We start from the raw sequence: 19,418 nt of genomic DNA, 5'->3' as shown, positions 1-19,418 counted from the left end.
TTCACAGAACCGAGGGTCCACCGTCTTTCCCAGCAGCAGGAAAGACGCAACCCGTGCCTGGCAAGGCCCTCGGAGGATCCATGAAAAAGCGCTTCAGTCTCTTCGTACTGCTCTTCGCCCACCTCGCGCTCGCCCAGGACAAGTCCACGAGTACCGCCAAGGAGGAGGCGGCCAAGGAGGTGGGTTCCGAGGACGAATCCTCGCAGGAGGTGTCGCTGGCGTCCTCGGGAGCGACGGTCTCCTGTGGCGGCTTGCTCGACAACACGGTCGCGCACGACGACAAGAAGTCCGTTTGTGCGGGAGGCGCCTCCGACAGCTACATCCAGAGCCAGGACAACACGGGGGTGGCGTGCGGAGGCAAGTACACGGGCTGCGCGAAGAGCATCGACGAGAAGGTGGCCTGCTGCGGCGGCGCCGCCGACAGCTATCTCGCCGCCAAGGAGAAGGCGGCCGCGGGCGGCAGGTATGACGGCTGGGCCATGAGCGAGGACGGAAAGCACGCGGCCTGCGGCGGCCTCTACGACGGCACCCTGGACAGCCAGGACGGCTCCTCGGTGTGCGCGGGCGGGGCCTATGAGAATTGGGTGGTCAGCCGCGACCGCAAGAAGGTCGCGTGCGGCGGCAAGTACAACGGCACCGGGCGCAGCGACGACGGGGGAGATGTCTGCGCGGGGGGCCTGTACGAGAGCTGGATCGAGAGCGACGACAAGAAGAAGGTGGCCTGCGGCGGGAAGTACGACGGCTACAAGGCCAGCACCGATGGCACGGATGTCTGCTGCGGGGGGGCCTATGATGGCTGGGCCCGTAGCGGTGACGGCAAGAAGGTCTGCACGGGCGGCAAGTACGACGGAAGTGCGCAGTAGCAAAGACAGACGTGAGGATGAACGCCCACGAGATTCAGCCCAGCGACACGGTCCGTCCCTCAGCAGCACTGCGGTGCGCGGCCTGCAGCACACGGATCGTCTCGCTGGCGCTCTCGGCCGTCACCGGCACCGGGCCTTCTCCCCTCAGGGCGGCGGCGAGCTGCCGGTAGAACTCCTCGTAGCGGCCCGGCACCGTGGGCACGGCTCCGCCGCGGCTCAGCCGCCCGTGCCGCTCCGTTGGCTCGGCGCCCCACCCCGCCATTCCCGGCCTCAGCCCCGCCTTGAGCTGGTCCTCCTGCGGATCCAGCCCCTGTTTGAAATAGGCATCCGCCTCGCCCTGCACCACGAAGCGCGTCCACGGCTCATGCACCACCGAGCCCGAGCGCAGGATGACTCGCAGCTCGCCATAGCGCAGCAGCAGGTGGAACCAGTCCACCGCCTGCGCCCCGGGCCTCTGCCTGCCCGCGTCGGCGGTGATCGACTCCGGCAGGCCAAACAGTTGCAGCGCCTGATCCACCAGGTGCGCGCCGAGATCCCACAGCGAGCCACCTCCCGGCCCGGCCTCCTCCTTCCAGCGCTTCTTCACCTGCGGCCGGAAACGATCGAAGTGGCTCTCGAAGCTGTAGAGCTTGCCCAGCCGCCCCTGCTCCACCAACTGGCGCACCGTCAGGAAGTCCCCATCCCAGCGGCGGTTCTGGAAGACGGCCAGGCAGAGGCCTCGCTCCCGAGCCAACGCTCCCAGCCGGACACCCTCCGCCGAGTCCAACGTGAAGGGCTTCTCCACGACGACGTGCTTGCCGCCCCGCAGCGCCCGCTCCGCCAGCGCCGCGTGGCTGTCCGTAGGCGAGGCGACGATGATCAGATCCAGCGCCGGATCCGCCAGCAGCGCCTCCACGGACAGCACGCGCGCCCCCGGCCAGTCCCGCGCTACCGCGTCAATACTCCTTGTGGCAACAGCACTCAGAGTAAAGGCCGGCTCCCTGCCCAGCAGTGGAGCATGGAAGCTGGCTCCGGCCAGGCCATAGCCGATCAAACCCACGCGAAAGACGTCTCTTTTCGAGAGCGAATCGGGCATCGCTGGACCGTAACGCGGTACGGCGCTCGTCCCAAGCCCCTGTTCCCCCGGCTCCCAGGCAGGTAACCGCCCTTTTCGCCAAGGAAGTCGGGATCTTGAGAGGCCGGGCAAGCACGTGTTACGACCCCGAGGGCCAGAGCCGCAGCCACGACTTCCCCTCTGCCGGAGCCTGCTTCCCCATGAGCGAGCAGAACGATCTCACGAGGACCTCGTCCTCTGCCTCCATCCCCGTGCCCGCCGGCACTGCCGCGAGGCCCGCAACCGAGGTCCTCGCCCAGAACCTGAGCGCGATGCCGGTGGCCACTTCTCCCGAGGACGAAGCCCGCGAGCGCCTCGCCGCGCTGGAGCGCGAAGCCCGCGCCCAGAGTGCTAGCGATCCGCAGGCCGCCGCCCTGCTCTTCCATGAGATGGGCCTCGTCTGGGAAGAGACGCTCAAGAACCCACGCAACGCGGCCGTCGCCTTCCAGAACGCCTACAAGCTGGCGCCCAAGTTCCTGGTGAACATCCGCGCCGCGCGCCGCCTCTTCGCGGACGTGGGCAACTGGCAGATGGTCATCCAGTTGCTGGACGCGGAGCTGGGCGGCACCGAGGAGCCTCGCCAGAAGGCCACGCTCCTGTTCGAGAAGGCCACCATCCTCGAGGAGCGCCTGTCTCGCGAGGCGGACGCCAAGGCCGCCTGGCAGCAGTGCCTGGAGCTGAAGCCCACCGAGGTGGGCCTGCTCACGCAGCTCGAGGCCCACTACGCGGCTCGCAATGACCACGAGTCCCTGATCGAGGTGTACCGGCTGCTGGCCAGCACGCTGGAGCACCCCGCCCTGCGCGCGCACTACCTCACCTCGGCGGGGCTGGTGCTGGAGGAGCGCCTCAAGCAGCGCGAGGCCGCCGCCGTGTTCTTCCGTCAGGCCTTCGCGCTGGATCGCTCGGACCTGCTGCTGCTGGCGGCCATGAAGCGCCTGGCCGAGCGCGAGGGCCGCGCCGACGAGCTGCTGGCCGCGCTGGCCGCCGAGGCTCACGTGCTGGGCACCCAGGCCACGCCCGCGTACCTGCAGATCGCCAAGGTCTACGAGCGCATGGGGCGCAAGGATGACGCCCTGGCCGCGCTGCTGGCCGCGCGCCGTGTCACCCCGAACGAGCCGCTCGTGCTGTCCGAGCTGGCTGGCATCTACGAGACGCAGGGCCGCTACGAGGAGCTGGCGGACGTGCTGCTGGCGTGGGTGGGCTCCATCAACGACGAGAGCGAGCTGGTGGCCATCAACCTGCGCATGGCCGCGCTCTACGAGGAGGATCTCAAGCGCGAGCAGGAGGCGATCTCCCGCTACCAGGCGATCCTCTCGCGCATCCCCGGCCACGGCCCCGCGTTGGCGGGCCTGGGCAAGCTCTACCACCGGCTGCAGAACTGGGAGGGGCTCGTCTCCGTGTTCGACGCGGAGATCGCCGCCGCCGAGGACGCCCGGCAGAAGGCCGCCCGCATGTACAAGGCCGCCGAGGTGTTGGAGGAGCGGCTGGGGCGGCAGGAGGAGGCCATCTCCCGCTACAACACCTGCCTCCAGCTCCAGCCGGGCTACCTGCCCGCGCAGAAGGCCCTCTCGCGCATGTTCGAGCGCCAGGGCCGCTTCGCCGAGCTGGTGGGCATGTACGAGCAGGATCTGCTGCAGACCTCCGATCGCGATCAGCTCATCTCCACGCTGAACAAGATGGCGGTCATCTACGAGGATCGGCTCACGGATCTGGAGCACGCGATCGACTGCATGAAGCGGATCCTCGATCTGGCGTCGGATCACCTGCCCACCATCCGCAACCTGTCGCGGCTGTACGAGCGCGCCGGGCGCTACCGCGAGCTGATCGAGACCCAGGAGCTGGAGGCCTCGTTCGCCGGTGACACCAAGCAGGTGCTGTCGCTCTACCACCGCAACGCGGAGATCCTCGACGAGAACCTCAAGGATCGCACCGGCGCCATCGGCATGTACGAGCGCGTGCTGGCGCTGTCTCCCTCGTACCTGCCGGCGCTCAAGGCGCTGGGGCGGCTGTACGCGCAGGAGGGCCGCTGGAACGAGCTGATCAAGATGTACCGCGCCGAGGCGGAGATCTCTCCCTCCACCGAGCAGGCCTCCACGCTGCAGTTCAAGATCGGCGAGCTGTACGAGCACCGCCTCAAGAGCCAGAACGAGGCCATCGCCGCCTACGAGGAGGCGCTGACGCTGGCGCCCAGCTACTTCCCCGCGCTGCGCGCGCTGGCTCGCATCTACCGGGCCAACACCCACTGGGAGAAGCTGATCGAGGTGCTGCGCGCCGAGGCCGCCAACCGGATTGATCCGGTGGAGCGCGCCAACGCGCTCTTCCAGACCGCCGCCATCTGGGAGGATCAGCTGCAGCGGCTGGAGCTGGCCATCGAGGGCTACCAGGAGGTGCTCAAGGTGGTGCCGGGCCACGCCGCGTCGCTGCGCGCCCTGGAGCGGCTCTACACCACCCAGGACAACACCAAGGAGCTGGTGGCCATCCTGGATCGCGAGACGCAGGTGGGCCAGACGCCGGGCGCCAAGGTGGCCGCCTACCTCAAGCTGGCGCGCCTGTACCTGGATCGCTTCCAGGAGCCGGCCCGCGCCGCCCAGTGCTGCGAGGCCGTGCTCCAGCTCGATCCCGGCCAGTTCACCGCGCTGAAGATGCTCGAGCGCATCCGCGCCGGAGACAAGCCCCGCCGCGCCGAGCTGCGCTTCCGCCTGTCCGAGCGCGTGCCGGAGGCGCGCCTGCGCACCGCCCTGCGCCTGTCCGCCGCCGCGGATCAGGACAAGGGCTCCACCGAGGCCACGCTCGACGAGTACAAGCTGGCCTTCCAGGAGGATCCCTCTGACGTGCGCGTGGCCTTCTCGCTGGAGCGCGCCATGCGTCAGGTGGGTGACGTCGCCGGCCTGGCCTGGCTCTACAGCCGCCGCCTCGAGGTGGTGACCGAGCCCATCGAGCGCGTGGAGCTGATGCTGCGCAGCGCGGATCTGGCCGAGCACAAGCTGGGCGATCTGGAGCGCGCCGGCCAGCTCTACCGGGCCGCGCTGGAGGCCCAGCCCCAGTGCATGCCCGCGCTCATGGGCAGCCGCCGCGTGCAGCTCAAGCAGGGCAACGTCGCCGGGGCCCGCGCCACCCTGGAGGCCGAGGCCCGCGCCAGCCGCGACCCTCGCAGCGCCGTGGAGGCCTTCATCGCCGCCGCGAAGCTCGCCTCCTCCCGCCTGAACGATCTGGACGGCGCCGCCGCCCTGTACCGGCAGGCGCTGGAGAAGGATCCGCTCAACCCCACGGCCACCACGGGCTTGGAGGATCTGCTGGCTCAGCGGGGCGGCACTCCGGATCTGGCGGCGCTGCACGAGCGGCGCGGCGAGGCCAAGCTGGCCCAGCGCGATCCCAACGCCGCCGCCTCCGCGTTCATCAGCGGGGCGAAGCTGTACATCACCGCGCTGAGCGATCGTCCCAAGGCCATGGCCCTGGTGGAGCGAGCACTCTCCGCGATGCCGAACTACCCGGACGCGCTGGAGATGAAGGGCCGGCTGCTGCTGGAGGATCAGAAGTACGCCGAGGCGGCCGGGGCGCTCGCCCAGCGCGTGCAGCAGGGTGGAGATCCGCGCCTGCTCGCGCAGATCCACCTCACCCTGGGTGGGCTGTACCAGACGCACCTGAACGAGCCGAGCCGGGCCTCCGCGCACCTGCAGACGGCGCTGGCCGCGATGCCGAGGAACGAGGAGGCGCTGGAGCGGCTCGCCACCCTGCACGGCCAGGGTCGCAACTGGTCGGGCGCGGTGGACTGCCTCAAGCGCCTGCTGGAGCTGGAGCTGGCCACGGTGGATCGGGCTCGCCACACGGTGGAGCTGGCGCGCATCCACGACGAGGGCCTGGGCGACACGGCCGGCGCCTCCGCGCTGTACCGCAAGGCGCTGGAGCTGAGCCCTGGGGACTCGGAGCTGGTGGACCGGCTCGTCACCCTGTACGAGCGCGCCCACAACCTGCCGGAGCTGGCACAGATGCTGGAGGCTCAGGTGGGCACGCTCGCGGCGGTGGATGCCAGGCGCGCCCAGTCCGTGCGGCTGCGGCTGGCGGAGCTGTATGCCCGCTCGCTGGAGCAGCCGGCGCGCGCCATCGCCGTGTACCGGCAAGCGCTGGAGCACGAGCCGACGAACCTCCCCGCACGCGCGGCGCTCGCGGAGCTGTACACGCGGGACTCCTCGTCCACGGCGCTGGCGATCGAGGAGCACCGGCAGCTGCTCAAGCTGGATCCGACGCGGGTGGACAGTCTCCACGCCCTGTTCAAGCTGTGGGAGGGCCTCAAGCAAAACGACAAGGCCTTCTGCGCGGCGGCGGCGCTGCAGTTCCTGCGCTCGGCCAACGAGGTGGAGGTCGTCTACTACAACGAGGCCAAGGTGCGGCTGGCGCAGGACGCCAAGGAGGCGCTGCCGCTGGCGGATCTGGACGGCATGCTGCTGCACCCCTCCACGCGCGGGCCACTGCTGGAGGTGCTGCGCGCCGTGGGCGATCAGCTCGGGAAGATGTACCCGCCCCAGTTCGAGATGCTGGGGGTGGACAAGAAGGCGGACAAGCTCAAGCCGGACTCGGCGGTGTTCAAGGCCATCCGCTCCGTGGCGCAGGTGTTCGGCGTGGAGGAGTTCGAGGTCTACCAGTCCCGCCGCGGCTTGATGACGCTGGAGACCACCGAGCCGCTGTCGGTCTGCGTGGGCCAGGACGTGGTGCGCAAGTTCAACGCCCGCGAGCAGAAGTTCCTCATCGGCCGCGCGGTGTTGGGGCTGCTGAACAAGACGGCGGTGCTCTCGAAGCTGTCTCAGGGCGAGACGGGGGATCTGTTCGGCAACTCGGTCCGCATCCACGCTCCGCAGTTCACCGCGCTGGGGCGCAAGAGCGACGACATGGTGAAGCAGCTGCGCAAGGCGTACTCGCGCAAGGCGCTCAAGGCGCTGGAGACGCCGGCCATGGCGCTCGGGCCCGAGACCAAGGTGGATCTGAAGAAGCTGACGGAGGGGCTCTCGCTGTCCGCGGATCGCGCCGGCATGCTGATGTGCGGCGACATCTCCGTGGGCCTGGGGCTGGTGCTGCGCGAGGACCCGACGATGGGGAACACGAAGATCGAGACGGCGTCGGATCCGCTGATCCAGGCGCTGAGGACGCGCGAGGATCTGCGCGATCTGATGGCCTTCTCCCTGTCGGACGACTTCTTCCGGCTGCGCCAGCGGCTGGGGCTGGGGCTGTAGTCGCCTACTCCTGGCGGACCACGGCATCCGCGGGCAGTCCGCCGCGGATGCGCGCCAGGGCGTCCTCCACGGGCGCCAGCTCGGCGGCCTCGATCGTCACCTTCACCCGGTAGTCCAGCGCCGGATCGAACACCGGGTAGGAGCCGATGGCCACGTGCGGCATGTCCAGGGCCACCCGGTCCAGCACGGCGGCGATGGTGCTCTCGCCCAGGCGCAAGTAGAGGCTGCGCAGGTGCACCGGCGTGCCGCGCAGCCGCTTGAGCACCGTCTCCAGCTGGATCCTGAAGAGCTGGGGCACCCCGGGCAGCAGGAAGACATTGTCCACCGTCAGCACGGGGAACCAGGTGCCCTCCTGGGGGAGCAGCACGGCGCCCTCGGGGGCGTCCGCCAGGCGCATGGCCTCCTCGGTGAGGTGATCCGAGCGCTTGCGGATGAGCTCCACCATCTCGGGCAGGCGCACCACCTGGCGGCCCATGGCGAGAGCTACCGCGCGCACGGTGACGTCATCATGGGTGGGGCCAATGCCGCCGCTGGTGAAGACATAGGCGGCCTTCGAGCGCGCCCGGGTTACCGCATCGACGATGGCATCCACATCATCGGTGACGATCTCCACGGAGCGCAGGGGGATCCCCCTCTCTCGCAGGCGGCGGATGAGAAGGGGCCCGTTGGCATCCACCACCTTCGCGGTGAGGACCTCGTTGCCGATGATGACCGCTGCTGCGCCGGTGCGCTCCATGGTGCGCGGACTCTAGCTTCCTTCGGCGAATTCCTCACCGGGCACCCGGTTGCGATGAGCAGCAGGCTCCCAAGCCCCAGCATGGCTCGCAGGTTCATGGTCCCTCGAGGGTGAGTGGACAGCCACTCTACCAGATGCCTGTCTGCCGCCTGCGAAGGCGACAGGAAGACCTACCGTCACGGGAGACCCATGGCCTTGTCACTCGCACCCTCGGCGGGAGGGCTCTCGCAGCCTCGCGCTGATCAGGCAGCAGGCCCAGCCGAGCACGCGCGGGCTCACCTTCTCTTCCGCCGCTATGCCGGCTCGCTGCAATTGCGCCTGCGCGCCTTCGAGGATCTCCTCACCCTGACCGAGGTGCCGGAGGCGCTCTGGGTGGCTACCGCATGCCCGACCGCTGGCCTCTCGTGTGATCCCGCCTTCCTCGCGCACTTGGACACAGAGGCCCACGGCCGCGTGCGCGCGCGCATGTTCATGAAGGCCATCGACTGGACCGCACTAATGCTGGCCGATCGATCGGATTGTGTTCCTGGCTCGGATGTCCTGACGCTCGCGCACCTGTCCGCGGAAGCCACGCATCTGCGGACCGCCGCCGACGAGGTCTTCGCCGCCTGCGGGCTCCCACCGGGCGCCCAGGTCTCGCTGGAGCAGGTGCGCAAGGCCCGCGAGAAGCTCTTCCCTCCTCCTGAGAAGCCGCCCCCTCCCACCGGCGTGGACCTGCCACCGCTTCCCCTAGTTCCTGGGCTGCCCTCGGGCTTGAGCGGGGCCTACCCTCCGATCTCGCAGTCACCTCTCCCTCTCCAGCAGCCGCCTCTGCCTTCGGCACTGCCCACTTCCCCCGCTCCCCCCGCGCCTCTCTCCGAGGAGGAGCAACGGCTCGTGGAGCTGGAGCGGCTCATCCTCTTCCAGCGCTGGATCTTCACGTTCGCCAACAACTTCGTGGCGATGCCCGATCTCTACGCGAGAGATCGCCGGGCGCTCTTCGAGCAGGGCACGCTCATCATGGCCGGCCGGGAGTTCTCGCTCGCGGTGCGAGTGATGGACCGGGCCTCCCACGCGGCGATGGCGAGCGAGGCCTCCATGTTCATCCTCTACTGCGTCATCAGCGGAGGCCAACCCGCGCGCACCTTCGAGGTCGCCGTGCCCGTGACGTCCGGCACGACTCGCGGCCTCTATGTGAACAAGCGCGGCGTCTTCCGAGACACCGAGGGCCGCGAGTACGACGCCCAGGTGGTGCAGATCATCCAGCAGCCGGTGTCGCTGTATGAAGCCACCACCGCTCCCTTGCGCCGGCTCATCCGCCTCATCTTCAGCCGCGTCGAGTCCTGGTCCAACACGACGGACGCACAGCTCCAGGGGCGCTTATCGAGAACAGGGGCCTATCCTTCTCCTGGCCCTTACTCTTCTTCCGGCTCCTATCCGTCCTCTGGCGCCTATCCGTCCTCTGGCACCTATCCTTCCGCAGGGCCTTCCTACCCGTCGCCCGGGTCTTCCTACCCCTCGCCCGGGTCTTCCTACCCGTCGCCCGGGTCTTCCTACCCCTCGCCCGGCTCTTCATACCCTTCGCTTGGGTCCTCCTACCCCTCTTACGGGTCCTACCCGACAGCCCAGTTCCCCCCCGGTGGAGGAGGTCTGCTGGCCCTCCAGGGCACCATCGGGCGCATCGTGGGCGCGAGCGTGGCCGCCGCGGCAATCGGCTCCGCGCTGGCCTTCATCATCAACCAGCTCCGCTCGGTCACGCTGCTCGAGGTCCTGTTCAGCCTGTTGATCATCCTGGCCTCGGCGATGCTCCCAGCCCTGCTCATGGCCTTCATCCGCATCGCGAACCGCGATCTGGCCGTGGTGCTCGAAGGCGCTGGCTGGGCCATGAATGATCGCCTGCGCCTGACACGACGCCTGGGAAAGCTCTTCACCCGCCGCCCGCGACGTCCTCCCCATTCCCGTATCGACGTCCGCGACAAGGTCGCCGAGCTGCTGAGGCAGCGCATCGAGAGTGAAGAGGGCTGGGTGCGGATTCTCCTCAAGAGCCTGCTGGGCACCCTGATTCTGCTCGCCGCCACCTGGCTGCTCTGGCGCTTCCACGCCGAGATATGGGCCTGGGTGAAGCAAGCCATGACGTCCGCCCCTCCCCCCGGGGCGGGGCCGGCGAAGTGAGCAGCGTCTGATCGCCTCCCTCTGCTCGGGAGAGGCGTGGAGCGGTGGCTCCGCTGCCCGTCACAAAGGCGCGCGGGCCACTCCAGATTCAAGAACGCCACACGAGCAGGAGAGTCCCATGACCACCGGTATTCCTCCGCATGCAGGACCTGGCGGCGTCGCGCACCCCGCGATAGCAGCGCCCACCCTCGATGCCGTCCTCTTTCAGGGGCAGTTTCTGATGCAGGGCCAGCAGGGCCACGCGGTGGCAGAGGTGCAGCGCTTGCTCGGGATCCCCGCGGATGGTTCATTCGGCCCCGGGACTCGGGCCGCGGTCGAGGCCTTCCAGCACTCCGTCCAGATCGCTCCCGGCGCGGAGGCCCTGGGCATGGTCGGAAAGACGACGCTCCGGACGCTCATGAGCGTCAAGCGTCAGTGGATCGCCGCGCCCTCCTTGGAGGAGGTCCGCACGGGACACCGCCTGCTCTGGCAGGGTCAGGCCGGGCCCGCGGTCAAGGAGCTGCAGCGGCTGCTCGGGCTCGCCCCGGTCCTCCAGGACGGAGGCTTCGGGCCCAATACCTACGCCGCGGTCCTGGATTTTCAGTTCCTGTCCGGCATCCCCATCCCGCCAGGACTGGAGGGCGTGGTCTGGCACGAGCTCCTCGAGGCGCTGCTGCGCAGGCAAGGCCAGGCGGGCTCGAGCGGCCTGACGCTGCAACAGCTCCGCGCGATCATGCCCAAGCTCCCCGAGGCCCATGCCACCTACTACCTGCCCCTGCTCAACGCCGCCATGAACGAGGCCACCATCACCACGCTCCGGCGCCGAGCCGCCTTCCTCGCGCAGCTCGCCCACGAGAGCGGTGAGCTTCGTTACTGGGAGGAGCTCAGTGACGGCACGGCCTACGAGGGCCGCCAGGATCTCGGCAACATCCACCCCGGCGATGGGCCTCGCTACAAGGGGCGCGGCCCCATCCAGCTCACCGGGCGCAATAACTACCGCGCGGCGGGACAGGCGCTCGGCGTGGATCTGGAGAACCACCCCGAGCTCGCCAAGGATCCCGCCGTCGGCTTCCGCGTCGCCACCTGGTTCTGGGCAACGCACGGGCTGAATGCGCTGGCGGACGCCGGCGACTTCCGGGAGATCACCCGCCGCATCAATGGCGGCTACAACGGCCTCGCACAGCGCGAGGCGTACTACGCTCGGGCGCTCCAGGCTTTGCAGGCCTGAGCGCCCCCAGGTGATTACTTCGCGCGCTTGCGGCCCAGCACCGCGCGGATCTCCGCGAGCGCCGCTTCCGTCACGGCCTCGACGGTCTGCTCGCCGTCGATCCGGACGATCTTCTCCTGGGTCTCACGCCGACGGATGGCCTCTTCGTACTGCCGGGCGATCCGCCGCTGGAGCGCATCCTCCTCGAACAGTTCCTTCGCTCCACCTCGCGCAGTGCGCCGCTGGGCCGCCACGGCCGGAGACACATGGACGAACAGCGTGAGATCCGGAGGCACCGCGTACCCGTTCGCCGCCTCCACCCACGCCATGGACAGCGACGCGCCCTGGTAGGCCAGCGAGGACAGCACGTACCTGTCACTCAGGACGATCTGTCCCGCCTCCAGCGCCGGCAGCACCTTCGCCTTCAGGTGGTCCGTCCGGTCCGCGGCGTACAGCAGCGCCAGCGTCTCCTGCGCCAGTGGACCTGCGTCTCCCGGCAGCACCAGCCGCCCCGTGAGCGCCTGGCGAATCAACGTCCCAATGGGCCCATCCGAAGGCTCGCGGGTGGTGAGCACGGAGTGGCCCTCGGCGCGCAGGAGCGCGGCAAGGCGCTCGGTCTGCGTGGTGGTGCCTGCCCCGTCCAAGCCCTCCAGGACGATGAAGCGGCCGCGCCCCGGCTTCCGGCGAAGGGCGCTCACCGGGGCAGCAGGCGCGAGGGGTTGTCCAGGTGCAGCTGGCGCCGCAGCTCCAGCAGATCACCGTACCGCTTCAGCTCCTCGGCCAGCTCGCGGTGTCCCCGGCGGTAGCGCACCAGGGCATAGCTCACCAGCCCCAGCACCAGCACGGTGACGCCAAAGGCCAGGAACGGCACCTTCGCCGAGTCCCAGAACAGCTTGGCCGCGGCGCCCGCGAGGATGAGGGCGACGATGAAAGAGACGCCCGCGTGGGCGAAGTGCAGGATGCTCTGGCGGGTGGCCAGGCTCTCCTGAAGGCGCTCGAGCTGGGAGCGCAGATCCTCTTGGGTTTGGGCGTTCACGGGGCCGGGGACATAGCGCAGCGACGGCCCGCCGTCGAGCCATCACCGCTCTCCGCCCTCCCTCACAGGGACGCCAGGGCCTCGCGGACCGCCCCGAGCTCCGCCGGCAGCTCCACGGGAGGATTGGCCAACCGGCTCTGCACGTCCGCCAGCGAGCCCCGGTGGTAGCCCACCTTGAAGTCCGCGAACTTGAGCCCGTGCGCCGTGGACACCACCACCACCCGCGAGCCCTTCGCGATCACGCCCTGGGCCACCAGCTTCTCCACGGCCGCGAGCGCCACGCCCGTGTGCGGACAAGAGAAGGTGCCCTCGCGATCAGCCCGCGCGGCGGCGTTGGCCAGCTCGGACTCGGAGGCCTCCTCCACCACGCCATCGAACGCCTGGAGCGTACGCACGGCGCGCCGGAACGACACGGGGTTGCCAATCTGGATCGCCGAGGCCAGGGTGCGCTCGGCCTTCATGGGCACCAGCTCCTTGAAGCCCCCGCGGAAGGCACGGAACAGCGGGTTGGCGCGCTGGGCTTGCGCCACGGCGATGCGCGGCAGCCGGGAGATGAGCCCCATCGCGTGCATCATCTGGAAGCCCTTGCCCAGCGCGCTCGCGTTGCCCAGGTTGCCGCCGGGGATGACCACCCAGTCGGGCGGCTCCCAGCCCAGATCCTGGCACAGCTCCAGGGCCACCACCTTCTGGCCCTCGATGCGCAGCGAGTTCATCGAGTTGGCCAGGTACAGGCCCCGGTCCTCCGTCACCTGCTGCACCAGCTTCATGCAGCCGTCGAAGTCCGTGTCCAGCGACAGCACGCGCGCCCCGTTGGCGATGGGCTGGACGAGCTGCGCCAGCGACACCTTGTCCTTGGGCAGGAACACCACCGAGGGAATGCCCGCGCGGGCGCAGTAGGCGGAGAGCGCTGCCGAGGTGTCCCCCGTGGAGGCGCACGCCACCGCGCGGATGGGCACGCCCCGGGCCCGCAGGTGCTTCACCGCGGACACGAGCACCGTCATGCCCCAGTCCTTGAAGCTCCCCGTCGGAGAGACGCCGCACTCCTTGAGCTCCAGGCTCGCCAGCCCCAGCTCGGCCGCCATGCGCGGCAGCGGGTTGAGCGGCACACGGCCCTCGCCCAGGGAGACGATGTCCTCCACGGGCAGCTCCGGGCACACCCACTCGTGCTTGCCCCAGACGCCCGAGGCGTGCGGCAGCCGCGAGGCGCCGAAGCGGGACTCGAAGCGGCGCTTCCACTCGGCGGCGGGCACCGAGCGCAGCGCCTCCAGATCGTGCGACACCTCCAGCAGCGCGCCGCACTTCGGGCAGCGGTAGATGACCTCCCACTGCGAGGCGCGGAAGCCACACCCCTCGCTGCAGGCGTACTCCGCTCGGAAACCGGAACCCGCCGCGCTCATGCTTCAGCCGCCACGACGCGCGTGCCGCAGACCGTGCAGATCTTGTTCGGCCGGGTGGGCGTGCGGCACTTCTGGCAGGGCAGCCACGTCAGATCCTCCGTGGCCACGCCTCCCTTGCCTGGGGCCGCGGCCGCGGTGGGACGCACCCGAGACAGGCGCATGCCGCAGCGATCGCACACCATGCCCTCGGCCTGGACGTTGCGGCAGTACCGGCAGATGACCGCTCCCGAGGGCGCCGCCGTGCGCACCCCATCATCGGCCGCTCGGCCGGTGTCCATATCGGGCACGGCCTCGACGCTGACCTTGTCGATCGGCGCCATGCGCGTGGTCTCCATCTCCGGCACCTGCTGAGCTGGCAGATCCGGGCCGGCTTGCTGCCGGGTGTGGTCCAGCTCGGGCAAGAAGGGAGCCTCGACCGCCACGCGACCGCCAACGTGGTGGGTCTGCTCCAGCTCAGGCAGGGTCGGCACGGCCGCAGCGGCAGCGACTTTGGGCACTTGCAGCTTCTTGCCGCAGTTGTCGCACTCGTCCCCTTGGGCCTGCTGGTGTTCACACACCGGGCAGATGATCATGGGGGCCAACGTTAACGGGCCGGGGTGCCCGGGGGCAACGCACACTCACTTCAGCCCAGGTGCCGAGCCTCGCCCGTCATGGGGACGAACCGCACCGGGAGCAGGTGTTGGACCCGGGGAACCCCTCCGCCCGGAGCGCGAGTGATGCACAGCAACTCCTGGTTGCCCCCCTGGGGCCCCACCGGCATCAGCATCCGCCCGCCCGGCTTGAGCTGCCCCAGGACCTTGGGAGGCACGAACTCGGGGGCCGCCGTGCCGATGACCGCGTCGAAGGGAGCCTCCTCCGGCCAGCCGAGCGTGCCATCTCCCAGGCGCAGGTGGACGTTCTGGAAGCCCAACCGCTCCAGCAGCTCCCTTGCCGAATCGGCGAGCGAGGGGACGATCTCCACGGAGTACACTTCCCGACACAACTGGGCCAGGACGGCCGTCTGGTAGCCCGAGCCGGTGCCGATCTCCAGCACTCGCTCGGGCCCCTGAAGCTCCAGGGCCTGGGACATGAGCGCGACGATGAAGGGCTGGCTGATGGTCTGCCCATGGCCGATGGGCAGCGGGGAATCCTGGGTGGCGGCGGAGCGAGCACTCTCGGGGATGAAGTCCGCGCGGTTCAGGTGCGCGATCGCATCCAGCACCCGCCGATCCCGGATGCCCTGCCGTTCCAAGAAGTCCGCCAGCTCGCGGTCGCCCATGGCCGTCCCTTCGACTCAAGGTTACGCATCGCCCCGGCACATCGAGCCTCGCGCCGGCCCTACCCCACCCGAGCCAGCGCCAGGCGGCCTTCCCACCGCTCCTCCAGCGCCTTCACCAGCCCCTGATGCTCGGGGTCTCGCAGGCTCGGGTCCTGCTCGAGGATGCGCCGGGCCTCGGCCTGAGCGAGCGAGAGCAGATCCCCATCTCTCGCGAGGTTGGCGACGGCCAGCTCGGGCAGGCCGCTCTGCCGCGTCCCGAGGAACTCGCCGGGTCCGCGGATCTCCAGATCCTTCTCGGCGATGACGAAGCCATCGCTGCTGTGCTCCATCACCGAGAGCCGCTCGGTGGACTCCCAGGAGCGAGCGGGGCTGGCCACGAGGTAGCAGTGGCTGATGGCCGCGCCGCGCCCCACCCGTCCGCGCAGCTGGTGGAGCTGTGAGAGGCCGAAGCGCTCGGCGGACTCGATGACCATGACGGAGGCGTTGGGCACGTCCACGCCCACCTCCACCACGGTGGTGCACACGAGGATGTGGATCTGTTTCTCGCGGAACGCCTCCATGACGGCGTCCTTCTCCTCGGGCTTCATGCGCCCGTGGAGCAGCCCCACACGGGCCTGCGGGAACACCTGCTGGAGCTTCTCCGCGCCGCGAGTGGCGTCCTCCAGATCCAGCTTCTCGGACTCCTCCACGAGCGGATAGACGATGTACGCCTGATGGCCCTTGGCGATCTCAGAGGCCACGGACTCGTAGACGCGGGGGCGGTGCTGCTCGCTGAAGACGCGGGTGGCCACGGGCGTGCGGCCCGGGGGCAGCTCGTCGATGACGGACACGTCCAGGTCCCCGTACAGCGTCATCGCCAGGGTGCGAGGAATGGGCGTGGCGGTCATCACGAGCACATCAGGCTTGAGGCCCTTGCTCATGAGCGTGTGGCGCTGGAGCACGCCGAAGCGGTGCTGCTCATCGATGACGACGAGCCCCAGCCGCTCGAAGGCGACATCCCCCTCGATGAGGGCGTGGGTGCCCACGGCGAGGCGGATCTCTCCACGGGCCACGGCGTCGCGCATCTCACGCTTCTGCTTCACCGTGCCAGCGGCGCTGATCAACCCCACGCGATAGCCGAGCGGCTCCAGCAGGCGGCGGAAGTTGCGATCGTGCTGCTCGGCGAGGATCTCCGTGGGGGCCATCACGGCCACCTGGTAGCCATCCTCCAGCGCGAGCATCGCGGCCACCAGCGCCACGGCCGTCTTGCCCGAGCCCACATCGCCCTGAACGAGCCGGTTCATGGGCTCGGGGCGGGCCATGTCGCGGGCGAGCTCCTCGATGACGCGGCGCTGGGCGCCAGTGAGCTGGAACGGGAGCGCGCCGCGAGCCCGCTCCATGCGCTCCGGGGAGACATTGAAGACAATGCCCTTCTCGGTCTTCACGCCCTGGCGCTTGAGGCCCACGCCGAGCTGGAGGAAGAACAGCTCATCGAACGCGAGCCGCAGGTGGGCCGGGCTGCGGTGGGCATCGAGCCGGTCCAGGTCCCAGTCCTCCGGGGGGAAGTGGATGCTGCGCAGGGCCTCGGGGAGCGTCATCAGGTTGAGACGCTTGCGCAGGGACTCGGGCAGGGGCTCCTCGAGGTGGTGGGCGTAGGACTCGCTGACGCGAGCGGCGATCTCCCGGAAGGAGCGCTGATCCCCGCGTTCGAAGCCCGGGTAGATGGGGACGATACGGTTGAAGTGGACGGAGGAGGACTCGATGTCCTCGGCGGGCTCGAGCTCGGGGTGGGCCATCTCCCGGCCCGTCATCGAGGCGCGGACCTCGCCCGAGAGCACCAGCCGCTTGCCCACGGTGAAGCGAGCCTTGAGCCAAGGCCCGGCGTGGAAGAAGGTCAGGGCGATGCTGCCGGAGCGATCGGCGATGACCGCCTTGAACATGCGCTTGCCACTGCGGCCGGAGGCGTAGTCGGCGTGCTTGACGATGCCCACGGTGACGCCGCGCTCACCGGGGTTCAGCTCGGCGATCGTCTTCAGCTTGCGCCGGTCCTCGTAACAGCGAGGCAGCAGGAAGAGGATGTCGCCCACGCGGCGCAGACCCTTCTTGTTGAGCGCCCCCAGCAGGCGAGGCCCGAGCCGCTTGCCCAGGGTCTTGAGCGGAATGGACAACGGCCCCGAGCGGGGCGCGATGGAGAGCAGCTTCGCCTCGGCGCGAGACTCCTCGGCTCCGGTGGCCTGCTTGCGCTTCTTCGGAGCGGCCTTCTTCTCGACGGGAGGCGTGCGCGCAGGAGCAGGCCGGCCGGCCGGCGGGGGCGTCAACACCAGCGGAGCCGCGGGCCTCGTCACCGGCTCGGCGGACTTCCAGGCCGGGACACCGGCACCCGAGGCCGGAGCCACGGGATTCCTGGATGACGGAGCCGGGACCGAAGGCAGCGCCGCCACCTTCGCCTCCGGCTCCACCCGCCCCGCTTCCTCATGCGCCAAGCCGCCCGTCTCTCCCCGAATCACCTGATCCAGCTCGGCGGGCAGCTCCACCCCGCTCATCTTCAGCGCGGCCACGACGCGCCGCAGCGCGGCCTTGCGCCGGTCGAGCGTGGGATGGTCCACATGTGGCAGCGCGGCGCGCAGCAGCGACAGCGCGCGAGGCTCCACGCCCGAGGCCCCGGCCAGGGCGCGCTCGATGACGCCGCGCAGATCCCTCACGGTGGAGAGCTGGGCGAAGTCCCGCTGGCACGCGTAGCGCAGCGGTCCCACGAGGCTGGCGAGGGGGTGGCTCACAGGCGGGTCCGAGCGCTCATCCTAAGAAGCCGGAATGACGTCCCACACCAAATGAAAGCGGGGGAGCGAGCAGAGGCCCACTCCCCCGGCGGCGGCATGCCCAGCGAGGCGTCAAGGACTGGACGAAGCCTCTTCGTCCGGAGGGTCCTCGAAGCGGACCTCCTCGATCTCGTACTCCTTCTCGCCACCCGGGCTGCGGACGATCGCGGAGTCCCCCACCTTCTTGCCAATGAGGGCGCGGGCCACGGGCGAGGTGACGGCCAGCCAGCGCTTCTTGATGTCGGCCTCCAGCTCTCCGACGAGCCGGTAGGTGACGGTCTTGTCAGCCTCCGAGTCGCGCAGCACCACGGTGGCGCCAAAGACGACGGCGTCGCCCTTGAGCTTGCTGGTGTCGATCACCTCGGCTCGGGCAATCCAGTCATTGAGATCCAGGATGCGGCCCTCGATGTGGGACTGCTTCTCCTTGGCCGCGTGGTACTCGGCGTTCTCCTTCAGGTCACCATGGGCGCGTGCGACCTCGATCTCCTTGGTGATCTTCGAGCGCTCGACGGTCTGGAGGTGCTTGAGCTCCTCCTTGAGCTTCCGGAGACCATAAGGGGTCATCGGGATGTTCCCGCTCATCTCTACAGCTCCTTCCACGACCCAATGAGTCAGTGTCCGCCTGCCCGCCCCCTCACTGAGGGATCCGAGGGCAGCTTACGAAGAAATTCTGAATGTAGGAGACGAACGGCAAGCGGGCAAACGAAAGCGCCAGGGAGCGGACAGCAAGGGGCTTGGGAGGTGGCCCCAGAACCCATTAGGCTATCGGGATGCTCCTGGTCCGCGAGGTCCGAGCCCTGGCGGGGAACCTCTCCAACGATGACTTTCAACGGCAGATCGGGCCGTTCGTGCTGGTGAGGCGCCCTCCGGATCCGCAGGTCGCTCGGGTGGCGCTGCGGATGGGGGTGCAGCGCACTCGCCTGTCGCGCTCCTCCGCCGAGGGCAAGATCATCATGGCGGAGCTGCTCCAGCAGTTCGATGACCTGGGGGTGGCCACGCTGCCCCCGATCCACGGCAGCGAGGAGCTGCAGATCGGCCGGCTGCCGGACAACGATCTGGTCATCGACGATCCGTCGGTATCCAAGCGCCACGCGGTGCTGCAGTGGGACAGCGTGGCACGGCGGTGCATGTTGACGGATCTGGGCTCGCGCAACGGGACGCTGATCAACGCCGAGTTCATCCGGGACGCGAACACGCTGGTATCGGACGGGGACATGCTGTGCTTCGGGGACGCGGAGTTCTGCTTCCTGGAGACCCGGAGCCTGCTGTCGATGCTCCGGGTGGAGGGGAACTACTGAGGCGAGCTGAACACGCCGTGGAGCCGCGTGCTCCCGCGGGCCGGCTCAAAACCTCCCGGACAGTCCTCCAAACACCCCACCCCGGGGAGTCGCGCCGACCGTGGGCACCACCTGGGGACCGCCATGGGCGGAGGCCGAGAGCGGGCCGTGCCGCACCAGGGCGTTGGAGATCTCGTAGCCCACGATGGCCCCGAGGAGCGGACCCACGATGAGGCCCGTGACGACCGGCCCAGTGCCTCCAGCTGACAGCCCGTACATGAGGCCCGCGCCCGTCCCCAGAAGCGTGCCCGCGAGCGAGGGAAGGAACTCGCCTCTCCCGCCCAGGCTCTCGGCAGCCATCTGCACTCCCAGCGGGATACCCACGAACGTGGCGGGAATGG

Annotated in this window: 14 protein-coding genes and 1 pseudogene; 5 read left to right on the top strand and 10 right to left on the bottom strand. The window is 69.4% G+C overall.

Annotation, left to right across the window (positions count from 1 at the left end):
- Positions 1 to 80 precede the first annotated feature (80 nt).
- On the top strand, positions 81 to 863 hold the full coding sequence (locus ACJ8AT_RS26555; protein ID WP_407740665.1) for a hypothetical protein: 783 nt from the start codon (positions 81 to 83) through the stop codon (positions 861 to 863).
- 34 nt (positions 864 to 897) lie between these two features.
- Here the strand turns inward: ACJ8AT_RS26555 and ACJ8AT_RS26550 are convergent, their stop codons facing one another.
- Entirely contained in the window at positions 898 to 1,938 is a 1,041-nt protein-coding gene (locus tag ACJ8AT_RS26550) for an oxidoreductase (protein ID WP_407740664.1), read from the bottom strand.
- A 179-nt stretch (positions 1,939 to 2,117) separates the two neighbouring features.
- On the opposite strand from ACJ8AT_RS26550, the gene ACJ8AT_RS26545 reads away from it, so the two are divergent.
- The gene (locus ACJ8AT_RS26545; protein ID WP_407740663.1) at positions 2,118 to 7,181 is read left to right on the top strand and encodes a tetratricopeptide repeat protein; all 5,064 of its coding nucleotides are present in this window, start codon (positions 2,118 to 2,120) and stop codon (positions 7,179 to 7,181) included.
- A gap of 4 nt (positions 7,182 to 7,185) precedes the next feature.
- Here ACJ8AT_RS26545 and ACJ8AT_RS26540 read toward each other — a convergent pair whose 3' ends face one another.
- Positions 7,186 to 7,917, bottom strand: a complete 732-nt coding sequence (locus tag ACJ8AT_RS26540) for a competence/damage-inducible protein A (RefSeq protein WP_407740662.1) — start codon at positions 7,915 to 7,917, stop codon at positions 7,186 to 7,188.
- Between the two features lie 189 nt (positions 7,918 to 8,106).
- Between ACJ8AT_RS26540 and ACJ8AT_RS26535 the strand changes: the two genes are divergently transcribed.
- Both ACJ8AT_RS26535 and ACJ8AT_RS26530 read left to right on the top strand, forming a co-directional pair.
- Positions 8,107 to 10,068, top strand: a complete 1,962-nt coding sequence (locus tag ACJ8AT_RS26535; protein ID WP_407740661.1) for a hypothetical protein — start codon at positions 8,107 to 8,109, stop codon at positions 10,066 to 10,068.
- A 118-nt stretch (positions 10,069 to 10,186) separates the two neighbouring features.
- The gene (locus tag ACJ8AT_RS26530) at positions 10,187 to 11,275 is read left to right on the top strand and encodes a glycoside hydrolase family 19 protein (RefSeq protein WP_407740660.1); all 1,089 of its coding nucleotides are present in this window, start codon (positions 10,187 to 10,189) and stop codon (positions 11,273 to 11,275) included.
- A gap of 14 nt (positions 11,276 to 11,289) precedes the next feature.
- Here ACJ8AT_RS26530 and tmk read toward each other — a convergent pair whose 3' ends face one another.
- From tmk to greA, 7 genes are all read right to left on the bottom strand, one after another.
- Positions 11,290 to 11,952 (bottom strand): dTMP kinase, encoded by a 663-nt coding sequence (gene tmk / locus ACJ8AT_RS26525; protein WP_407740659.1) that lies wholly within the window; start codon positions 11,950 to 11,952, stop codon positions 11,290 to 11,292.
- Positions 11,949 to 12,290: a hypothetical protein gene (locus ACJ8AT_RS26520; protein WP_407740658.1), complete on the bottom strand. Its 342-nt coding sequence runs from the start codon at positions 12,288 to 12,290 to the stop codon at positions 11,949 to 11,951. The genes tmk and ACJ8AT_RS26520 overlap by 4 nt, the downstream gene beginning before the upstream one ends.
- 62 nt (positions 12,291 to 12,352) lie before the next feature.
- A complete protein-coding gene (thrC, locus tag ACJ8AT_RS26515; RefSeq protein WP_407740657.1) occupies positions 12,353 to 13,687 on the bottom strand; it encodes a threonine synthase in 1,335 nt (444 codons plus the stop codon).
- Entirely contained in the window at positions 13,684 to 14,259 is a 576-nt protein-coding gene (locus ACJ8AT_RS26510; RefSeq protein WP_407740656.1) for a class I tRNA ligase family protein, read from the bottom strand. Before ACJ8AT_RS26510 ends, thrC begins: the two co-directional genes overlap by 4 nt.
- Before the next feature lie 50 nt (positions 14,260 to 14,309).
- On the bottom strand, positions 14,310 to 14,945 hold the full coding sequence (locus tag ACJ8AT_RS26505) for a protein-L-isoaspartate(D-aspartate) O-methyltransferase (protein WP_407740655.1): 636 nt from the start codon (positions 14,943 to 14,945) through the stop codon (positions 14,310 to 14,312).
- A gap of 59 nt (positions 14,946 to 15,004) precedes the next feature.
- Positions 15,005 to 17,701 carry an ATP-dependent DNA helicase RecG gene (gene recG, locus ACJ8AT_RS26500; RefSeq protein ID WP_407740654.1) on the bottom strand — a complete coding sequence of 899 codons (2,697 nt, stop codon included), beginning with the start codon at positions 17,699 to 17,701 and terminating at the stop codon, positions 15,005 to 15,007.
- Positions 17,702 to 17,812: 111 nt separating this feature from the next.
- Positions 17,813 to 18,322 carry a transcription elongation factor GreA gene (gene greA / locus ACJ8AT_RS26495; RefSeq protein WP_407740653.1) on the bottom strand — a complete coding sequence of 170 codons (510 nt, stop codon included), beginning with the start codon at positions 18,320 to 18,322 and terminating at the stop codon, positions 17,813 to 17,815.
- 188 nt (positions 18,323 to 18,510) lie between these two features.
- On the opposite strand from greA, the gene ACJ8AT_RS26490 reads away from it, so the two are divergent.
- On the top strand, positions 18,511 to 19,038 hold the full coding sequence (locus ACJ8AT_RS26490) for an FHA domain-containing protein (protein ID WP_407740652.1): 528 nt from the start codon (positions 18,511 to 18,513) through the stop codon (positions 19,036 to 19,038).
- Positions 19,039 to 19,083: 45 nt separating this feature from the next.
- On the opposite strand, the pseudogene ACJ8AT_RS26485 reads toward ACJ8AT_RS26490, so the two are convergent.
- Positions 19,084 to 19,418, bottom strand: a pseudogene (locus tag ACJ8AT_RS26485) (hypothetical protein); the annotation flags it as partial.

Origin of the sequence: Hyalangium sp. (assembly GCF_045802625.1) — a bacterium.
Classification (GTDB): Bacteria; Myxococcota; Myxococcia; order Myxococcales; family Myxococcaceae; genus Hyalangium.
The sequence above is the reverse complement of the archived record's forward strand: the minus strand, read 5'-3'. Positions and strand labels throughout refer to the sequence as shown.